Origin of the sequence: Rhizobium sp. LjRoot258 (assembly GCF_964254185.1) — a bacterium.
In the GTDB taxonomy this organism is placed as follows: Bacteria; Pseudomonadota; Alphaproteobacteria; order Rhizobiales; family Rhizobiaceae; genus Rhizobium.
On the sequence record NZ_CAXUST020000003.1, the window covers coordinates 57,294 to 72,581 of the forward strand.

Genomic DNA, 15,288 nt, shown 5'->3' on the forward strand with positions numbered 1-15,288 from the left:
CGTTCGGGATGACGGGTGTCGGGACCGAAGATCATCACCTCCGAGCCTTTCCCGAAGTGTGCGGGACTCAACCTCTAAACCGCAAGCCGCGTCGGCTCAGATCCAAGATTGCGGTAGGCAGCGCCCGGATGCGGGACCGCGAGGCGCGGGCCTTTCCCACCAAGCTTTTCGCGCAGGGTGCCCTGGCGATATGCGGTCTTGTAGACGCCGCGCCTCTGCAGTTCCGGCACGAGAAGGTCGACCGCGTCCTCAAAGCTTTCAGGCGTTATTGCATAGGCGAGATTGAAGCCGTCGACATCGGTATCGTCGACCCATTCCTGCATCAGATCGGCGACCGTAGAGGGCGAGCCGACAAAGACAGGGCCGAAGCCGCCGACGCCCACCCAGTCCGCCATCTCCCGAACCGTCCATTCCCTGCCGGGATCGATGGTCGTGAAGGTTTCGACGGCCGATTGCACGGCATTTGTATAGCGGTGGCGCAGCACCTCATCGGGGCCAAACTGGCCGAAGTCGATGCCCGTCCAGCCGGAGATCAGCGTCAACGCCCCCTCGAATGAAGCATATTTGCGGTATTCATTGAACTTGCGCTGTGCCTCTGCATCCGTTTCGCCGACCACGACGGTCTGCAGATTGAAGGCAAGGATCTCCCGCGGATTGCGGCCGACACGTTCGGCCGCTTGCCGCACATTGGCGACATAGCGTTTGAGTACGGCCTTCGACGGGGCTGCGACGAAAATGCATTCGGCATGGGCGCCGGCGAAATCCTTGCCGCGGCTGGAGGCGCCGGCCTGGTAGAGGACGGGTGTGCGCTGCGGCGACGGCTCGCTGAGGTGAATGCCGGGAACGGTGAAATGCTTGCCGGCGTGACGGATAGGGTGGACCTTCTCCGGATGGGTGAAGATGCCCTTTTCCCGGTCACGCACCACGGCACCGTCTTCCCAGCTCCCCTCCCACAGCTTGTAGCAGACCTCAAGATATTCTTCGGCCAGCTCGTAGCGGTCGTCGTGGTTCGTCTGGGCGGGCTGGCCGACGTTGAGCGCACCGCTGTTGAGATAGGACGTGACGATGTTCCAGCCGACCCGGCCTTTGGTAAGATGGTCGAGCGTTGAGATGCGCCGGGCGAACGTATAGGGGTGCTCGAAGGAGAGCGATGCCGTGAGGCCAAAGCCGAGATGTTCGGTCTCATAAGACATTGTCGGGATAAGCTGCAGTGGATCGTTGACCGGCACCTGGGCAGAATGGCGCAGTGCCGCATCGACATTGCCGTTCAGCACGTCGTAGACGCCGAGTACATCGGCTATGAAGAGCCCGTCGAACTTGCCGCGCTCCAGCGTCTTTGCCAGATGCACCCAGTAGTCGAGATCCTTGTAGGTCCATGACTTGTCGCGTGGGTGGCGCCAGAGCCCGGGAGACTGGTGTCCGACGCAGTTCATGTCAAAGGCGTTCAGCCTGATTTCTCGGCTCATGTCATTGTTCCTGCATGGTTTCGATTGGCCTCGCTCAGGCGTCGGCCGCTTTCCTGTTGATGAAGCTGAAGGCCAACACCGCGAATATGAGGGTGCCGGTGCCGACCTGCTGCCAGTAAAAATTGAGGCCTGTCAGAAGCAGTCCGTTGGCAACGATGCTGAGGAGCAGGACGCCGAGGACGGTGCCGGCGACATTCGGGCGCCCGAGCGGCGAGAATGTCGTGCCGATGAAGGTGGCGCCAATCGCATTCAGCAGAAAGGCATTGCCAGAAGAGGGGATATAGACCGTGACCGTTGCCGTCAGGATGATGCCCGCGACCGCCGCGATGATCCCGGCGAGGATGAAGGTCGCGGCAACATGAGGGCTAAGGCCGACCCCGGAATAGCGTACGACGCTTGGCTGGATGCCGATCGAAAGCACGACACGGCCAAACCGCGTCCGGGAAAGGAGCACCGAGGCACCGGCAATGATGAGAGCGGCGATCAAGAGTGGCACCGGCACGCCCGCGATAACTCCGTGCCCTAGAAAACGGAAAGCCTCCGGCACGCCGGCGGGCGGCAGGTAGACGGGATTGCCGCCGTTCGTCAGAAGCTGCTGGATGCTGCGCCCGATGAACAAGGTACCGAGCGTTGCCAGAAACGGCGACACGCCGATCGCCGAGATCAGAATGGCGTTGAAGGCGCCGACGACGGCACCTGCCGTAAGACCGCCCAGAAGCGCAATGGCGATCGGCTCGCCGGTAAGCACGAGGGAAACGAAGGCGAAGCTTGCGAAGTCCACCGCGGTGCCGACTGAAAGATCGATGCCGCCGGCCGAAACCGCCAGGGTCATGGCGATCGAGACGATCGCGAGCAAGGTGAAATTGTTGACCAGAATGCTCTGCAGGTTGCCCAAAGTGAGGAAGGTCGGTGCGGCGGCTGAGAAGATCGAGAAGACGACGACGAGGGCCAGTATGAGGCCGTATCTAGCCAAGCCTGCGGCGTATCGCCCGGCAAATGTCGAGGCGGACATGGTCAGATCTCCCGTTTGCGCAGCAGCGTCGTGGCCGAGACAACGATCAGGATCAGGAGACCCTGGACGCCGCTGACGAGCGTGCTCGGCAGGTTCAAAAGCTGGAAGCCGTTGATGAGGAAGCCGACGAAGAGTGCGGAAACCAGTGTTCCGGTGATCGTCGGCACGAGGCGGCGCGAGAAAACCGAGCCAAGCAGTGCAGTGACGACGACCGGCAGTAACATCTCGCCCGAACCGGTGGTGCTGCCACTGAGATAGGAGACGGAGAGAATGCCGGCGAAGCCACCGCACAGACCGCTGGCGACGAAGGCTCCCGCAAGCAACCGCTTGAGCGGCAGGCCTGCTGCACGGGCTGCATCCGGAAACTCGCCGGCGGCATAAAGCCTCAACCCCAGCGGGGTGTATTGGACGATCGCCGTTGCAAGCGCGGTGAAGCCGATCAGGATATAGGCAAGGATTGGAATGCCGAAGCCGTCGGACGCCGAGATCGCCGTCAGGAAATCGGTCGAGGCTGGGACGACGGTGTTCTGGGTCAGGACCAGCTCAAGGCCGGCGACAACGTTCATGACGGCAAGCGTTGCGAGGAGAGGCACGATGCCGGCAAAGACCACGGCTGCCGCATTGACCGCGCCGATTGCAAGTCCCGTGAAAAGCGCGCCGCCTGCTGCGGCAAGATCGCCGTATCCGAGCTGGATCAGCGTCGCATAGGTCGCAGCGCTCAGCCCCATATTTGCGGCAAGCGACAGGTCGATGCCGCCGGTGACGACGTTCGATCCGCCGGCGATGAGCACGATCGTCAGGCCGATCGCCAGGACGCCTGCGATGGCCGATTGGCCAAGGACATTGCCGATATTGCCGATCGTCAGGAAATAGGGGGCCGTGAGCGAGAACACGACGAGGATCGACGCGAAGGCAAGCAGCGAACCGAAGCGGAGGGCCGATGCTGCGAGCCTGCCCTTCGCCTGCGGCAAATGGCCGGTCGAAGCAGCGGGAAGGGAGGCAAACTGGACGTCAGCCGACATGGCGCAATCCTTCCGAAGCGCCGGTCGAGGCTGCCAGCACTTCATCCGTCGTGGTCGTCGAGGAGACGAGCTCGCGGATCACCTGGCCGCGGAAAAACACGAGAATTCGGTCGGTAATGCCCACAAGCTCGGGCAGATCCGAGGAGAGCACGATGACGCCGGCGCCACGCGCAGCCAGCTCGCCGATCAGAGAGTAGATCTCGACCTTGGAACCGATGTCGACGCCAACGGTCGGCTCGTCGAGAAGGTAGATCTCCGATTGGCGGCTCAGCCACTTGGCTATCGCCACTTTCTGCTGGTTGCCGCCGGACAGCGTGCGAACCAGGGAGTCGCGGCCGGCGGTCTTGATCTGCAGGCGTTTGATGAGGTCGTCGGTATCGGCGCCCTCACGGCTTCGTTTGAGGAATCCGAAGCGCGTGTATCGGGCAAGGCTCGATAGCGTGATGTTTTCGCTAAGGCTGAGATCAAGGCCGACGCCATGGCCGCGCCGATCTTCAGGCACCAGCGCAAGCTGCCGGTCGACGGCCTGCACGGGATTGCGCGGTTGCGTTGCCTTGCCCTCGATCTCGATCACACCAGATGCTGCCTGCTCGAGCCCGAAGAGCGTCCGCGCAAGGTCCTTGGCCCCGGAACCCAGCAGCCCGGAAATGCCGAGGACCTCTCCGCGGCGCAGCGAAAAGCTGATGTTGTTGAAGCGGTTCGGTGCCGAAAGGGCCTGGACTTTAAGAACTTCCTCGCCGAACTCTACCTGGCGTTTCGGGAACATCTCGGTGATGTCGCGCTCGATCATCAGGCTGGCGATCGCCTTTGCAGACGTCTCGCTGATCGGCACGGAGGCGACATCGATGCCGTTGCGCAACACCGTCACGTGGTCGCACAGTTCCTCGATCTCGTTCAGATAATGAGAGATGTAGATGATGGTCACGCCCTCGCTGCGAAGGCGGCGGATCAGGCGGAAGAGAATTTCGGCCTCGCGACGGACAAGTGCCGCAGTCGGCTCATCGAAGACCAGAATTCTGGGCTGGTGGAGAAGCGCGCGGGTGATCTGGACGATCTGGCGCTCGGCGGTGGAAAGCTCGCCGACCAAGGCATCCTTCGGCAGCTCCACGCCGAAATAATTGGCGAGAATTTCTTCCGCGCGCCGCTGCATGGCGCGGCGATTGAGAAACGGCGTGCCGGCAAAGCGAGCCTCCCGCCCGAGAAACAGGGCTTCTCCGACCGTGAAGGTGGGTACAAGCAGCCGGTCCTGATGGATGAAATGAATGCCGAGTTCCTCGCACAGATGCGGCGTCAGCCGATCGTACGGCTTGCTTTCGATCTCGATCCGTCCCTCGTCCGGCGTGTGCAGGCCGGCAAGAATCTTGATGAGCGTCGACTTGCCGGCCCCGTTCTGTCCGACAAGCCCGTGCACGGTGCCGCGGTGCACGGCAAGCGCGGCACCGGCAAGCGCCTGCGCGCCTCCGAAGTGCTTCACGACATGGTCGAAGCGAATGATGTACTCGTCACTCTCGGGTGTTTGGGCGAAGGCGGAGGTGGTCATGTTGCAGGCTGCTCACAAGAGAAATGGGAGCGATGCGGCCGCTGCCGCATCGCCAGGGCCGGTGTCAGCCGATACCGAGCTTCTTGATGATCTCGCCAACGTTGTCCTTGTTTGCGAGGAGTGCCGGTACGTAGGTTTCGCGCGGCAGGCTCTGGCCGGCGAGCAGCCTGGCGACGTTGCGAACCGCAACGCGGCCGATCTCGGCCGGCTGCTGGGCGGCATCCGCGCCCGCAGGCGAGTTCGGATCGGCAACGAGCTGGAGAACTTCAGGGCTGCCGTCGACGCCATAGGTGCGGATCTCGTTGCGGCCGGCTGCGGTAATCGCCTGGGTGGCGCCGAGCTGCGGGATATCCCAGGCCGACCAGACGGCCTTGATCGAGCCCTTGTCCGGATACTTGTTGAGGATCGCGGTGATCTGCGTGAACGCGTCCTGGACCGTGTTGGGGATGACGTCGCGCAGCTCCGGCTGAAGGATTTTCACCTTCGGGAAATACTTGATGACGTTGACGAGCTGGTCATAGCGGATCGCGCAGGGCGTCACGCCATAAAAACCGTTGAAGACGACGATATTGCCTTCGCCTTCGATGTCGGAGACAAGCTGCAGGGCGAGGTCCTTGCCGATGCCCCAGTTGTCGGAGGTCGTATTGTTGATCGAGTTGGTAGAGCCGACGTCGACGGTCAGGACCGGAATGCCTGCATCGCGAGCCTTCTTCAGCCAGGGATCGATGACGCTGAGCGTGCCGAGGATCTGCACGAGGGCGTCCGGCTTCTGCGCGACGAGCGTCTGGAGCTGGGCGATCAGCTTGCCGTCATTGCGGCCGGCATCGACCGCGATCGGCTCGCCGCCCAGCCGCTTCACCTCTTCGATCTGGGCGTTGTAGACCTGAAGGTCGAAATAGTGGTCGGTGCCCGTGGCGCTGATCGCGACGCGCTTGCCCTTCAGCGAAAGACCGTCGTCTGCGGCACTTGCCTGTCCGGCGGCGAAGATGCCTGTCCCTGCAAATGTCGCCCCGGCGACCGCCGCGAGCTTCAAGATCTCCCGGCGCCCGAAGCCCGGTTCACGTCCCTCACCCATGAAATAACCCTCTCGTTTCGTGTAGTCCACAAAATATATAGATTTCTATCTAGAAGTAGGAACGTTATTCCAAAAGCGGCTCCTGCCAGGAAAATTTCGCAAGCCCGGTGTCGAGTGTCAGCGATCGACGTTGCGGCCGAGACCGTAGGTGAGGGCGAGCGCCCCGACCAGAACGGCACCCTTTACGAAGTCCTGCGTGTAGTAGGGGGCATTCAGCATGGTGAGGCCGTTGAGGAGTACGCCGATGAAGACGGCGCCGACGACGGTGCCGAGCACGTTCGGGCGGCGGAGATTGAGGACGGCAAAGCCGATCAGCGCGGCCGCAACTGAATCCATCAGCAAAGAGCCGCCCGACGAGACGTCGCCACGGCCAACCCGGGCTGCAATCACGATGCCACCGAGGGAGGCAAGCGCTCCGGATATGACGTAGGCAAGGGTCTTCAAACGCGTCGTGGATGCTCCGGCAAGCCGCGTGGCGACCTCGTTGCCACCCGTTGCAAACAGCAGCCGGCCGATACGCGTGCGCTCGGTCAGGACGAAAAGGACGATGGCAACGATGACCATCAACACGACGGAGACCGGGAGCGTGCCGAAGAGGCTATAGCGGCCGATCAGGAGGAAGGCCGCATCATAGGCGCCCGTTGCCTTGGCGCCATCCGGCAGCACGAAGCCCGCGGAAATGGAACGCCCAGCCGTTGGAATGAGTTGGAGGCCCGAAAGCAGGAACATAACGGCGAGCGTCGCCAGCAGATCAGGCACGCGCAGACGTACGATCAGGAAAGCATTGATGAGCCCGATCGCAGCACCGAAGGCCAGAACCAGCGGCACTGTCGCGAAGGCGTTAAGATGCCAGACGATCATCGCATAGCTTGCGGCCATGACGCTGGAGGCGGCGACGGCGCCGATCGAGAGATCGAAACCGCCGACGGCGAGCGTCACGGTAACGCCCGCGCCAAGAATGGCGACGACGGACACGGCCTGCAGGATGCTCATCAGATTGCCGAGAGTGATGAAGGCCGGCTCAGCAATGGCAAAGCCAACGAGCATCAGGCCGAGCAGTATGAAGACGGCCCCTGAACGGAGGATAGCGTTTGCGGTTCCTTTCTGGCGGCCATTGCTCGCGGTCTCCTGTGTTGCAGTCTGTTGCGCGAGAGCCCCGTCGTCGATCGTGGTCATGCATATGTTCCCTGAATGGCTGAAGAGACCGCATCGGCCGCAACCGGTCGCAGCGTGTGGCGATCGATGGTGAGGATGCGGTCGGCGACCTCGTGGGCCTCCTCCGGATCGGACGTGGCGATCAATGTGGCGCGGTCGGTGCGGGCGCGGATCGCGTCGATGATATCGCGGCGTGCACCGACATCGACGCCCTGGAAAGGTTCGTCGAGGAGCAGCAGCCGGCTCGGTTCCGCTTGCCACCGCGCAATCACCGCCTTCTGCTGGTTGCCGCCGGAGAGCGTCCAGATGGAGGCAAGAGGCCCGGCCGTCTTGATCCCGAGGCGGGCGATCGCGTCTGTCGCCTTGCGCCTTTCGCGGTCGCCGAAAAGGAACCCGTTGCGATACCATTTCGCAAGATGCGGCAGGCTTATGGTCGCGGCCAGCGAATTGCCCGGCCAAGCGGGCGGCATCAGTGAGGAGCGGTGGCGATCTTCTGCCGCCATGGCGACGCCGGCGGCAATCGCGGCGGCAGGAGATTTCGGTGTGTGAGGTCGACCGTCGAGAAGCATTTCGCCACCGGCGAGGCGTGCGACGCCGAAGATCGCGGAAAGCAGCCGGCTCTTTCCGGCGCCGAGCACCCCGGTAACGGCGACGACTTCGCCTTCACGCAGTACCAGATCGAAAGGGTCGCTCGCGGGCACCAGTTGTGCGTTGCGCATCTCGAAGACTGCCGGCCCCGTCGCCAGTCGTGCGTCCGGTCGTGCTGCATCCAGCCTGCGGCCGATCATCGTTTCGATGGCGCTCCGGAAATCGATTGGCCGTTTGAAGCTGCCGACGACGCGCCCGCCGCGCATGACGACGGCGCGATCGGCGATGGCCTCGAGGTCGGCCGTTCGGTGCGATATGTAAAGGATAGCAAGCCCCTCGGCGCGCAGGCGCAGTAGGATATTAAAGAGCCGACGGCTTTCGTCGCCTGAAAGGCTTGCCGTCGGCTCGTCGAGGATCAAGAGATCAGCTCTGTTCGCCAGCGCGCGGGCGATCGCGACCAGCTGGCGGTCGGCGGCGGATAGATCGCCGAAATCCCGATCGAGCGAGAGCGAAAAACCAATGGCGTCGAGCATGGCCTTCGCCTCGCGACGGACGCTCCTGCGCGAGACGAAGAAAGGCGTGCTGCGCTCGGCAAAGCGATGGAGGAGCAGGGCGTCGGCCACCGTCAGGCCGGCCGCACCGACGATATCGGTCGATTGATGTACTGTCGCGATGCCGGCCTTTGCCGCTTCGGAGGGCGTCCTTGGTGCGAAGGGGCGATCATCGAGGCTTATAGTGCCGCCATCAGCCGCAAGCACGCCCGAAAGGATCTTTACCAGCGTCGATTTGCCGGCACCGTTCGCGCCCATCAGGGCAACGACTTCTCCCCGTTCGATTGACAGATGCGCGTCGGCAAGCGCGCGGGTCGAGCCGAAGCTGCGGGTGAGATTTTCAACATGAAGAAGCGGCATCTGGCGGCGTCCGGGGTCTGCTTTCCGGGCGACATATTGGCTTGCATGGCCGCTCGACTTCCAGGCAAGCCATTGCCGCCGAGACCTTTCAAACGGAACAAAGAATCTCTCAAGGGCCGCAAAATCGGATCATTTACTCTACTAAAATTATAGAGTTTATATCTAATAATTTCATGCGTCGCGGGGATCTGCCGTCCGTCAGACGACGCTTGCTATGACCAGAGGAACGCGACAATGAAATCTCTTGCACGGCTTGCTTTGAGCGCCGCCATCCCATTGCTTTTTGCCCAGGCCTCCTTCGCCGACGGACTTGCCGGCGCGCCCGCTCCGTTCGACAAGGGTGGTGTCAAGATAGCGCTGATCAGCTATATCTCCGCCGGCGACTTCTTCCAGGCCTACCAGGCCGGCGCCGAAGCGCAGGCCAAAGCGCTCGACATCGACCTGCGGGTCTTCCCCGGCCGTCAGGATGCGGCCGAGCAGCGCGAGCAGGTGCTGCAGGCAATCAATCTTGGCGTATCCGCCCTCGTGATCGATCACGGGCTGCCGGAATCGCTTACCGATGTGGCGCAGCAGGCGCTGGACAAGGGCATCAAGGTTGTTGCGTTCGACGTGAACCTCAACAATCCGAAAATTCCCCAGGTAGAACAGAGCGATCACGAGCTCGCCCAGCTTGCGCTCGATCAGGCGGTGAAGGACAACGGCGTAAGCTTCAATGCCGCCTATGTCTATGTTGCAGGCTTTGCGCCTCTCGATCGGCGCAATGAGGTCTGGGACAAGTTCAAATCACAGAACTCGGGCGTCGTGGAGAAGACGCGCTTCGGTGTTGTCAACGACACGACGGCAACCTCGACGGCCGACCAGGCGAAGGCGGCCCTGAGCGCCAATCCGGACGCCACCGTCGTCTTTGCGCCCTATGACGAGTTCGCCCGCGGCGTGAAGCTTGCCGCAAACGATCTCGGCATCGCCGGGAAGCTGAAGATCTATTCGGCCGACGTTTCGACCGCCGACATTCAAGAAATCACCGAGGAAGGCAGCCCGTGGGTGGCGACGGTTGCAACGAACCCGGCCGTTGTCGGCGCAGTGTCCGTGCGTGCGGCCGCGCTCCAGGTGGCCGGTCAAAACGTACCCCCACAGATCGTCGTCAAGCCGACGCTCCTCACCCAGGAAAGCCTGCGGGCGGCAGGCGTCAAGACGATCGAGGAACTGGCGCAGAAGATCCCGGCCTTCAGCACGAGCGACGCGGCGACCGCAAGCTGGATCCCGGACAAGCTTTTCTGATCCGCCTGCCTCGATCCTTCGGCGGGGGCCTTGCGGCCTCCGCCGATCCCATTTCAATGAATCGGAGGCCCGAACCATGAGCCAATCCAACGTCGTCTTCGCAACCAACCGCAATACAACCCGAGAGGACCTCTTTGCCCGTGCGGTGGAAATCTCGGCGGAGCTTTCCGGACGCGCCGCAGACCTTGAGCGCGAAGGTCGTCCGCCGCTTGCCGAGATCGTCAAGCTGAAAAATGCCGGTCTGCTGAATGCATTGCACCCGACTGAGATCGGTGGGGGTGGCCTTGACTGGGTCGATGGCCTGAGGCTTGTGCGCATTCTCGCCCGGGGCGAGAGCTCCATAGGTCAGCTCCTCGGCTATCACTACGTCAACAGCCAGTATATCTACTGGGCGCTGGAGGAAGCGCGCGCCCGAGCTCTCGGGAGCGAAACAGTTGCAAAGAACCTCTACTGGGGCGCTGCGGTCAATCCGCGTGATCCCGGCCTCGTGCTGACACGGCGAGGCAACGGCTATGTACTTAACGGGCGCAAGTCCTTTTCGACCGCTGCGCATGTCTCCGATTACATCAATGCCAATGCGAGCCTTGACGACAAGGTCGTCGGCTTTGCCGTTCCGACGAACCGTCCGGGCTATTTCGCGAATGACGACTGGGACAATTTCGGCCAGCGCCTGTCGGACAGCGGCAGCGTCGAGTTCCGCAACTTCACTGTCTACGAAGAAGACTTTGTTGGTGCGCCTGCTGCGCCGGACGCCGCACCGCCGGTGCTTTCAACCTTTAACACGCCTCTTATTCAGCTGGTTTTCGTGAATTTCTACCTCGGCACGGCTGAGGGTGCGCTTGCAGCTGCGGTCGATTACGTGCGCACGACAACGCGGCCGTGGGTAACATCGGGCGTCCAGCGCGCAGCCGAGGATCCATATATCCTCGAGCGCGTCGGCGAGTTCACCGCCTCGTTGAAGGCATCCGTGGCGCTTGCCGACAGTGCTGCCGCAACCGTGCAAGCTGGTCTTGCCAAGGGCCATCACGTGACGGCTCGCGAACGCGGCGAAGCGGCGGCGGAGGCCTATACGGCCAAGATACACGCCACGGCTGTCTCGCTGGACATCACGTCGCGCATCTTCGAACTGACCGGTGCGCGCTCGACAGCCGAAAGGTACCGCTTCGATCGCTTCTGGCGGAACGTACGCACTCACACGCTCCACGATCCCGTCTTCTACAAGGCAAAGGAGGTCGGCGAATTCGTGCTGAACGACAAGATACCAGAGGTCAGCCTCTACAGCTGAAATCCGGTCGATCTGAATGAGCAAGAACCCCATTCCCGAAATCGGGAATGGGGTTCTCTATTTTGGGAGGACGTGATCAGAGTGCGCCGTTCTTCGGTGGAATGACGCCGTTCAGATGATAGTTGCCGACGACATGGTATTTCCAGCGTACCGGGTCGTGCAGCGTATGGGTTCGGGCATTGCGCCAATGGCGATCGAGGTTCAAGCCGAGCTTTACCGAGGAGGTGCCCGCGAGCTCGAAGAGCGTATTGGTAGCCTCGATCGCAATCTCGGTCGTGAGCGCTTTGGCGGCAGCAACGGAAAGCGTCGCCTCGACGACCTCCTCCTCAGTCGTTGCGATTTGCGCCCGGTCGACCTTTCGGCCGGCATGCTTGAGGGTCGCACTGGCTGCTTCCAGCCGGACGGCAATCTGGCCAATCCTCGCAATCGTTAGCGGATCGTCGGATGCGCGCTCCACGCCGCTGTCCATCCAGGGGCGTGATTTGGTGCGCACGAATTCCAGCATCTCGGAAAACGCCGCGCGGGCAATGCCGAGATCTATGCCTGCGTGGATGATCTGGCCAACCGAACCGATCGTCGAAGGGCGCTCAAAACCCTTGTGATGGGATACAATAGAATCGGCACCGACGTGGACATCGTTCAAAATCGTTGTGCCGCTGCCGGTCGTGCGCTGACCGAAGCCGTCCCAATCGTCGATGACCTCCACCCCTTCCGTTTCCTTTGGAACGATGGCCATGACCAGTCGGTCGGCTTCATTCAGCGCGAAGATCGCAATCCAATCGGCAAACAGCACCCCTGTCGAATAGTATTTTCGGCCATTGATGCGGTAACCGAAGCCGTCGCGGGTGATACGAGTTTCATAGTGGCCGACGGTTTTCGTGCCTCGCTCGGAAAGTGCGTTGCCGAACCGGTCGCCTGCAAGCGCACGGGCGAAGAAATGGCGCTTCTGTTCCTCCGTCCCGTCGGTGCGAAGCGCTTCGAGAATATAGAAGTGGTTCTGCGGAATCTGGCCGATCGAGCTGTCGGCCTCGGAGAGAATTGCGGTAATCTCCGCGAGAACCGCGTTCGACACATCCAGTCCACCGTATTCTTCCGGCACCGTGATGGCGAGCAGCCCGGATTGCGACAGCGCGTCGAGCTCCGCGAAGGGCAGCAGCCTCTCGTGATCTCGCCTTGACGCAGTTGCACCAAATCGTTCAGCAAGCTTGCGCGCGACAGCGATGGCCTGCTGCTCATTTTCGAGCCGCGTCGCGGCGGGACGATCCAAGGTGAGATGGTGTAATTGCGCGTTCATACGCTGCCCTCCGATTTATTCGGCGCCACGATGCAGCATTCACAGGTGTGCTTCGAGGAAAGACTTTTCCTTTTTGGCAGACGCTTCAGGTCGGCGTTTCTTTGTCCATAGAATTGATAGATAATTACTGCGATAGAATTGATCTTCGGCGTAAGTGTTGCGAGAGAAGGTCCGGAGTCGGATCTCCTGTTCTTCCTAATCGAGCAGCATTGAAGCAAGCCAAAGGCCAGGGCGCTGCGTCGTGGGTCGTCTTCGATGTCGAGCGGGAAACGACCTTCAGTAGCCGGAACGAATGAAACCGCCGTCCCGGGGGGTGATTGAAAGGGAAGCCTCGGCAGGGTCTATTGCAACGTGGGCGTCGCATGGGGCGAAAGCTTCCCTTCTTGTCCTGCTCCCCAGAGGTCAGAACAAGCACAGATTACGCCAATCTGCAGGCATCGCTAGTCGGACCAAAGTCCCTAGCAGCAGGAAAATCGAGGGGAGGTTCAGGAGCTGGACGATCGCGCGGCTAGCCAGCGTATAGCAAGAAGCCTCACCCGGCGATCCACTCCTGAACCTTCCGAATGGCTAGGAGTTCCACGCCTTGCTGCCCGCGCCAGAAAGTCGGTTCGAAAGCATTTCAAGCAACTCTTCGGATGTCATGGAGGGTCGTGTTGAAAGCAGTTCAAGGGCGAGAGCGCAAGCTGCACGCGCTGATGGAGCACCTAGGTCGACCTTGCGGTTCGCGCACCATCCCTCGATGCTGGTCGTCACGATATCGAGATGTTCGTCCGTGAGGGCGATGTGGGCTAGAAAGTTCATCTTCGGCTCCTACGCAAAGGCAAGAGCACATATGATCTCCCAATCGACTCTGCCCGGAAAATATGGGCCGACCCTCAGACAATACGCCTATGGGCACTCTGCGGATAGAGGCATTATAGTTCCGTACGATATCGCACGGTCGAAAACACAGCCATCGGTTGGAAAAACCAGCGGAAAACCCGACCTCTGGGGTTTCCGCTGGTGACGCATGAAGCCGCTATTCAGCGCCCCCATATTATGCAACGGCTTAGTTATTGTTGTCAGCACAGGTGTCTTCTGTGTTCTCCGTGCCGCTGTTGCCGCCTTGGGTCTGCAGCGATCCCTTGCCGTTCACGCTCTTGCAGTTTTGCTTATTGATCGTGCGCGCGGTGCTGTTGGTTACTGTGTTGTCGACTTTCTTCATTTTCATGGTGCCGCTTGCGGCGCCGTTAGTTGTATGATTCTTGTCCATCGTTGATCCGGCGGGAGCCGGGTTGGATTGAGCGAGGGCCGAGCCCGCTAGGCCGACGGCAAGCAGCGAAGCTGCCAGTAGTTTAAAGGACATGTTATCCTCCTTAGACGTCGCATCATTGCAACGAGATGGAAACAGCGTCCGCGGGTCGTTGTTCCGGATCAACGCTGAATGCATCCCCACGGAGGTCTTCTAAGGCCGCGGAGACCCAAATGCTTGCGCGGGGCCTCAGCCTCAACACGCGTACTGCACCTTTTCGAACCATTTTGTTCAACAGCCGCTCATAACAGTCTTCGGCGATGCGCAAGGCTTCACAACCGTAGGTGTGAAGCCCCTGATGCGGCAACAGCCGATCTCTCACCTCCGACCATGGCCACTCCACTGCCATTGCCTGCGCTGGGTCGGAATCCTCCAGCAGTATCCGACCGACCGACACGTTCGAATTCATTTTCTCTTTGAGCTTTGCCTGATGATCTCGGTCGTACTGTCGTCCGAGATTGGGACCTTGCTCACGCTCCAGCGAGGCTTTTCTGGTGCCACCAGATGCCCGATCAAAGATGTCTTGCACCGGAGGGAACCAATCGTGGCTGCTGAGGTTAGCTCCATAGACATGGCGCTGCCAAAAGCCGAGGAGAATAGTGATGGAATTTCCAATCAGACCCACAGCCAAAAGACCTGGCACTTCGAGCAGGCCCACCCAGCCGAACGCTTTTCGCAATGCCCAGGTCTTGCCCCCGCATAAGGTCGACCTGACGCTGGCCCCGACCACTCAGGAACAAATGCGCGCTCCACCGAACATCATCAATCATACGAGACATTGATGATTTAATGGGGAGGATCGCGGCAGAGGCAGCGAAGTCCGCAACGACTGCTCCTTTTGACGGCGTACGAAGAGATCAGCGGCAGCAATACTCCCTTCAGCATTTATTCAGCTCTTCTGACGTTGCGCATTCATGGCCAAGCCTCCTCGTTCTCAGCCTCTTCAGGCCGACACTCAGCCGCTCCGTTCGCGCGCACGAAATCCGCGTGATCCTTTCAGCCACGCTTTCCATTTGATCCAATGCCTGGCCGCGTCGCGCCGTGGCTGCGATGATCAAAGAATAATTCAAAGTTGAGCGCGCTTTTCCACGCCCGCAATCAATCGGGGTGACCAAAGGCAAAAGAAAAAGGTCGGCACCTCCCTCCGCGCCGACCTTTCTCAATCCGCCTCAACAACAACTGCCAGTACATCCGTGGTCAGTCGCTGGAGACACGATTAGTTGAATTTAGCTCAAGTTGGCTTTGCGTCAAGTACGGCTTACGAAGCAAGTCGCCGCCACTTAACGATGCGCTCGGCCTCTGCCTTATAGTCCGGTGGCGACGGATCGCACGCGGATTGGTCGCCGGGCTCGAAATCCAGGCGAGTCGAGT

Annotated in this window: 13 protein-coding genes; 2 read left to right on the forward strand and 11 right to left on the reverse strand. The window is 61.0% G+C overall.

What is annotated here, in order from left to right; translation table 11 throughout:
• Positions 1–74: 74 nt before the first annotated feature.
• The 7 genes from ACSQ9D_RS28720 to ACSQ9D_RS28750 form a co-directional block, all read right to left on the reverse strand.
• A complete protein-coding gene (locus tag ACSQ9D_RS28720) occupies positions 75–1,466 on the reverse strand; it encodes an LLM class flavin-dependent oxidoreductase (RefSeq protein WP_436285247.1) in 1,392 nt (463 codons plus the stop codon).
• A gap of 34 nt (positions 1,467–1,500) precedes the next feature.
• Positions 1,501–2,478, reverse strand: a complete 978-nt coding sequence (locus tag ACSQ9D_RS28725; protein WP_436285248.1) for an ABC transporter permease — start codon at positions 2,476–2,478, stop codon at positions 1,501–1,503.
• Positions 2,479–2,480: 2 nt separating this feature from the next.
• Complete coding sequence (locus ACSQ9D_RS28730; protein ID WP_436285249.1) at positions 2,481–3,500, reverse strand: ABC transporter permease; 1,020 nt, start codon at positions 3,498–3,500, stop codon at positions 2,481–2,483.
• Complete coding sequence (locus ACSQ9D_RS28735; protein WP_436285250.1) at positions 3,490–5,040, reverse strand: sugar ABC transporter ATP-binding protein; 1,551 nt, start codon at positions 5,038–5,040, stop codon at positions 3,490–3,492. Before ACSQ9D_RS28735 ends, ACSQ9D_RS28730 begins: the two co-directional genes overlap by 11 nt.
• Positions 5,041–5,104: 64 nt before the next feature.
• Positions 5,105–6,115 carry a sugar ABC transporter substrate-binding protein gene (locus ACSQ9D_RS28740; RefSeq protein WP_436285251.1) on the reverse strand — a complete coding sequence of 337 codons (1,011 nt, stop codon included), beginning with the start codon at positions 6,113–6,115 and terminating at the stop codon, positions 5,105–5,107.
• Positions 6,116–6,232: 117 nt separating this feature from the next.
• Complete coding sequence (locus tag ACSQ9D_RS28745) at positions 6,233–7,291, reverse strand: ABC transporter permease (RefSeq protein ID WP_436285252.1); 1,059 nt, start codon at positions 7,289–7,291, stop codon at positions 6,233–6,235.
• Positions 7,288–8,769 (reverse strand): sugar ABC transporter ATP-binding protein, encoded by a 1,482-nt coding sequence (locus ACSQ9D_RS28750; protein ID WP_436285253.1) that lies wholly within the window; start codon positions 8,767–8,769, stop codon positions 7,288–7,290. Before ACSQ9D_RS28750 ends, ACSQ9D_RS28745 begins: the two co-directional genes overlap by 4 nt.
• Before the next feature lie 234 nt (positions 8,770–9,003).
• On the opposite strand from ACSQ9D_RS28750, the gene ACSQ9D_RS28755 reads away from it, so the two are divergent.
• Together ACSQ9D_RS28755 and ACSQ9D_RS28760 are read left to right on the forward strand one after the other, a co-directional pair.
• A complete protein-coding gene (locus ACSQ9D_RS28755) occupies positions 9,004–10,047 on the forward strand; it encodes a substrate-binding domain-containing protein (RefSeq protein ID WP_436285254.1) in 1,044 nt (347 codons plus the stop codon).
• 76 nt (positions 10,048–10,123) lie between these two features.
• Positions 10,124–11,332, forward strand: coding sequence for an acyl-CoA dehydrogenase family protein (locus ACSQ9D_RS28760; protein WP_436285255.1), 1,209 nt, complete (start codon positions 10,124–10,126; stop codon positions 11,330–11,332).
• Between the two features lie 76 nt (positions 11,333–11,408).
• On the opposite strand, the gene ACSQ9D_RS28765 is transcribed toward ACSQ9D_RS28760, so the two are convergent.
• The 4 genes from ACSQ9D_RS28765 to ACSQ9D_RS28780 all read right to left on the reverse strand — a co-directional run bounded on the left by ACSQ9D_RS28765 (position 11,409) and on the right by ACSQ9D_RS28780 (position 14,596).
• Positions 11,409–12,626, reverse strand: coding sequence for an SfnB family sulfur acquisition oxidoreductase (locus ACSQ9D_RS28765; protein WP_436285256.1), 1,218 nt, complete (start codon positions 12,624–12,626; stop codon positions 11,409–11,411).
• Positions 12,627–13,193: 567 nt separating this feature from the next.
• On the reverse strand, positions 13,194–13,427 hold the full coding sequence (locus tag ACSQ9D_RS28770) for a hypothetical protein (protein WP_436285257.1): 234 nt from the start codon (positions 13,425–13,427) through the stop codon (positions 13,194–13,196).
• 247 nt (positions 13,428–13,674) lie between these two features.
• Positions 13,675–13,971, reverse strand: coding sequence for a hypothetical protein (locus ACSQ9D_RS28775; protein WP_436285258.1), 297 nt, complete (start codon positions 13,969–13,971; stop codon positions 13,675–13,677).
• Between the two features lie 22 nt (positions 13,972–13,993).
• The gene (locus ACSQ9D_RS28780; protein WP_436285259.1) at positions 13,994–14,596 is read right to left on the reverse strand and encodes a hypothetical protein; all 603 of its coding nucleotides are present in this window, start codon (positions 14,594–14,596) and stop codon (positions 13,994–13,996) included.
• Positions 14,597–15,288 lie beyond the last annotated feature (692 nt).

Coding starts and splice junctions, on each gene's coding strand:
- ACSQ9D_RS28760 (WP_436285255.1), top strand. CDS start 10,124: ATGAGCCAATCCAACGTCGTCTTCGCAACCAACCGCAATACAACCCGA.
- ACSQ9D_RS28730 (WP_436285249.1), bottom strand. CDS start 3,500: ATGTCGGCTGACGTCCAGTTTGCCTCCCTTCCCGCTGCTTCGACCGGC.
- ACSQ9D_RS28770 (WP_436285257.1), bottom strand. CDS start 13,427: ATGAACTTTCTAGCCCACATCGCCCTCACGGACGAACATCTCGATATC.
- ACSQ9D_RS28740 (WP_436285251.1), bottom strand. CDS start 6,115: ATGGGTGAGGGACGTGAACCGGGCTTCGGGCGCCGGGAGATCTTGAAG.
- ACSQ9D_RS28745 (WP_436285252.1), bottom strand. CDS start 7,291: ATGACCACGATCGACGACGGGGCTCTCGCGCAACAGACTGCAACACAG.
- ACSQ9D_RS28775 (WP_436285258.1), bottom strand. CDS start 13,971: ATGTCCTTTAAACTACTGGCAGCTTCGCTGCTTGCCGTCGGCCTAGCG.
- ACSQ9D_RS28755 (WP_436285254.1), top strand. CDS start 9,004: ATGAAATCTCTTGCACGGCTTGCTTTGAGCGCCGCCATCCCATTGCTT.
- ACSQ9D_RS28750 (WP_436285253.1), bottom strand. CDS start 8,769: ATGCCGCTTCTTCATGTTGAAAATCTCACCCGCAGCTTCGGCTCGACC.
- ACSQ9D_RS28765 (WP_436285256.1), bottom strand. CDS start 12,626: ATGAACGCGCAATTACACCATCTCACCTTGGATCGTCCCGCCGCGACG.
- ACSQ9D_RS28725 (WP_436285248.1), bottom strand. CDS start 2,478: ATGTCCGCCTCGACATTTGCCGGGCGATACGCCGCAGGCTTGGCTAGA.
- ACSQ9D_RS28735 (WP_436285250.1), bottom strand. CDS start 5,040: ATGACCACCTCCGCCTTCGCCCAAACACCCGAGAGTGACGAGTACATC.
- ACSQ9D_RS28720 (WP_436285247.1), bottom strand. CDS start 1,466: ATGAGCCGAGAAATCAGGCTGAACGCCTTTGACATGAACTGCGTCGGA.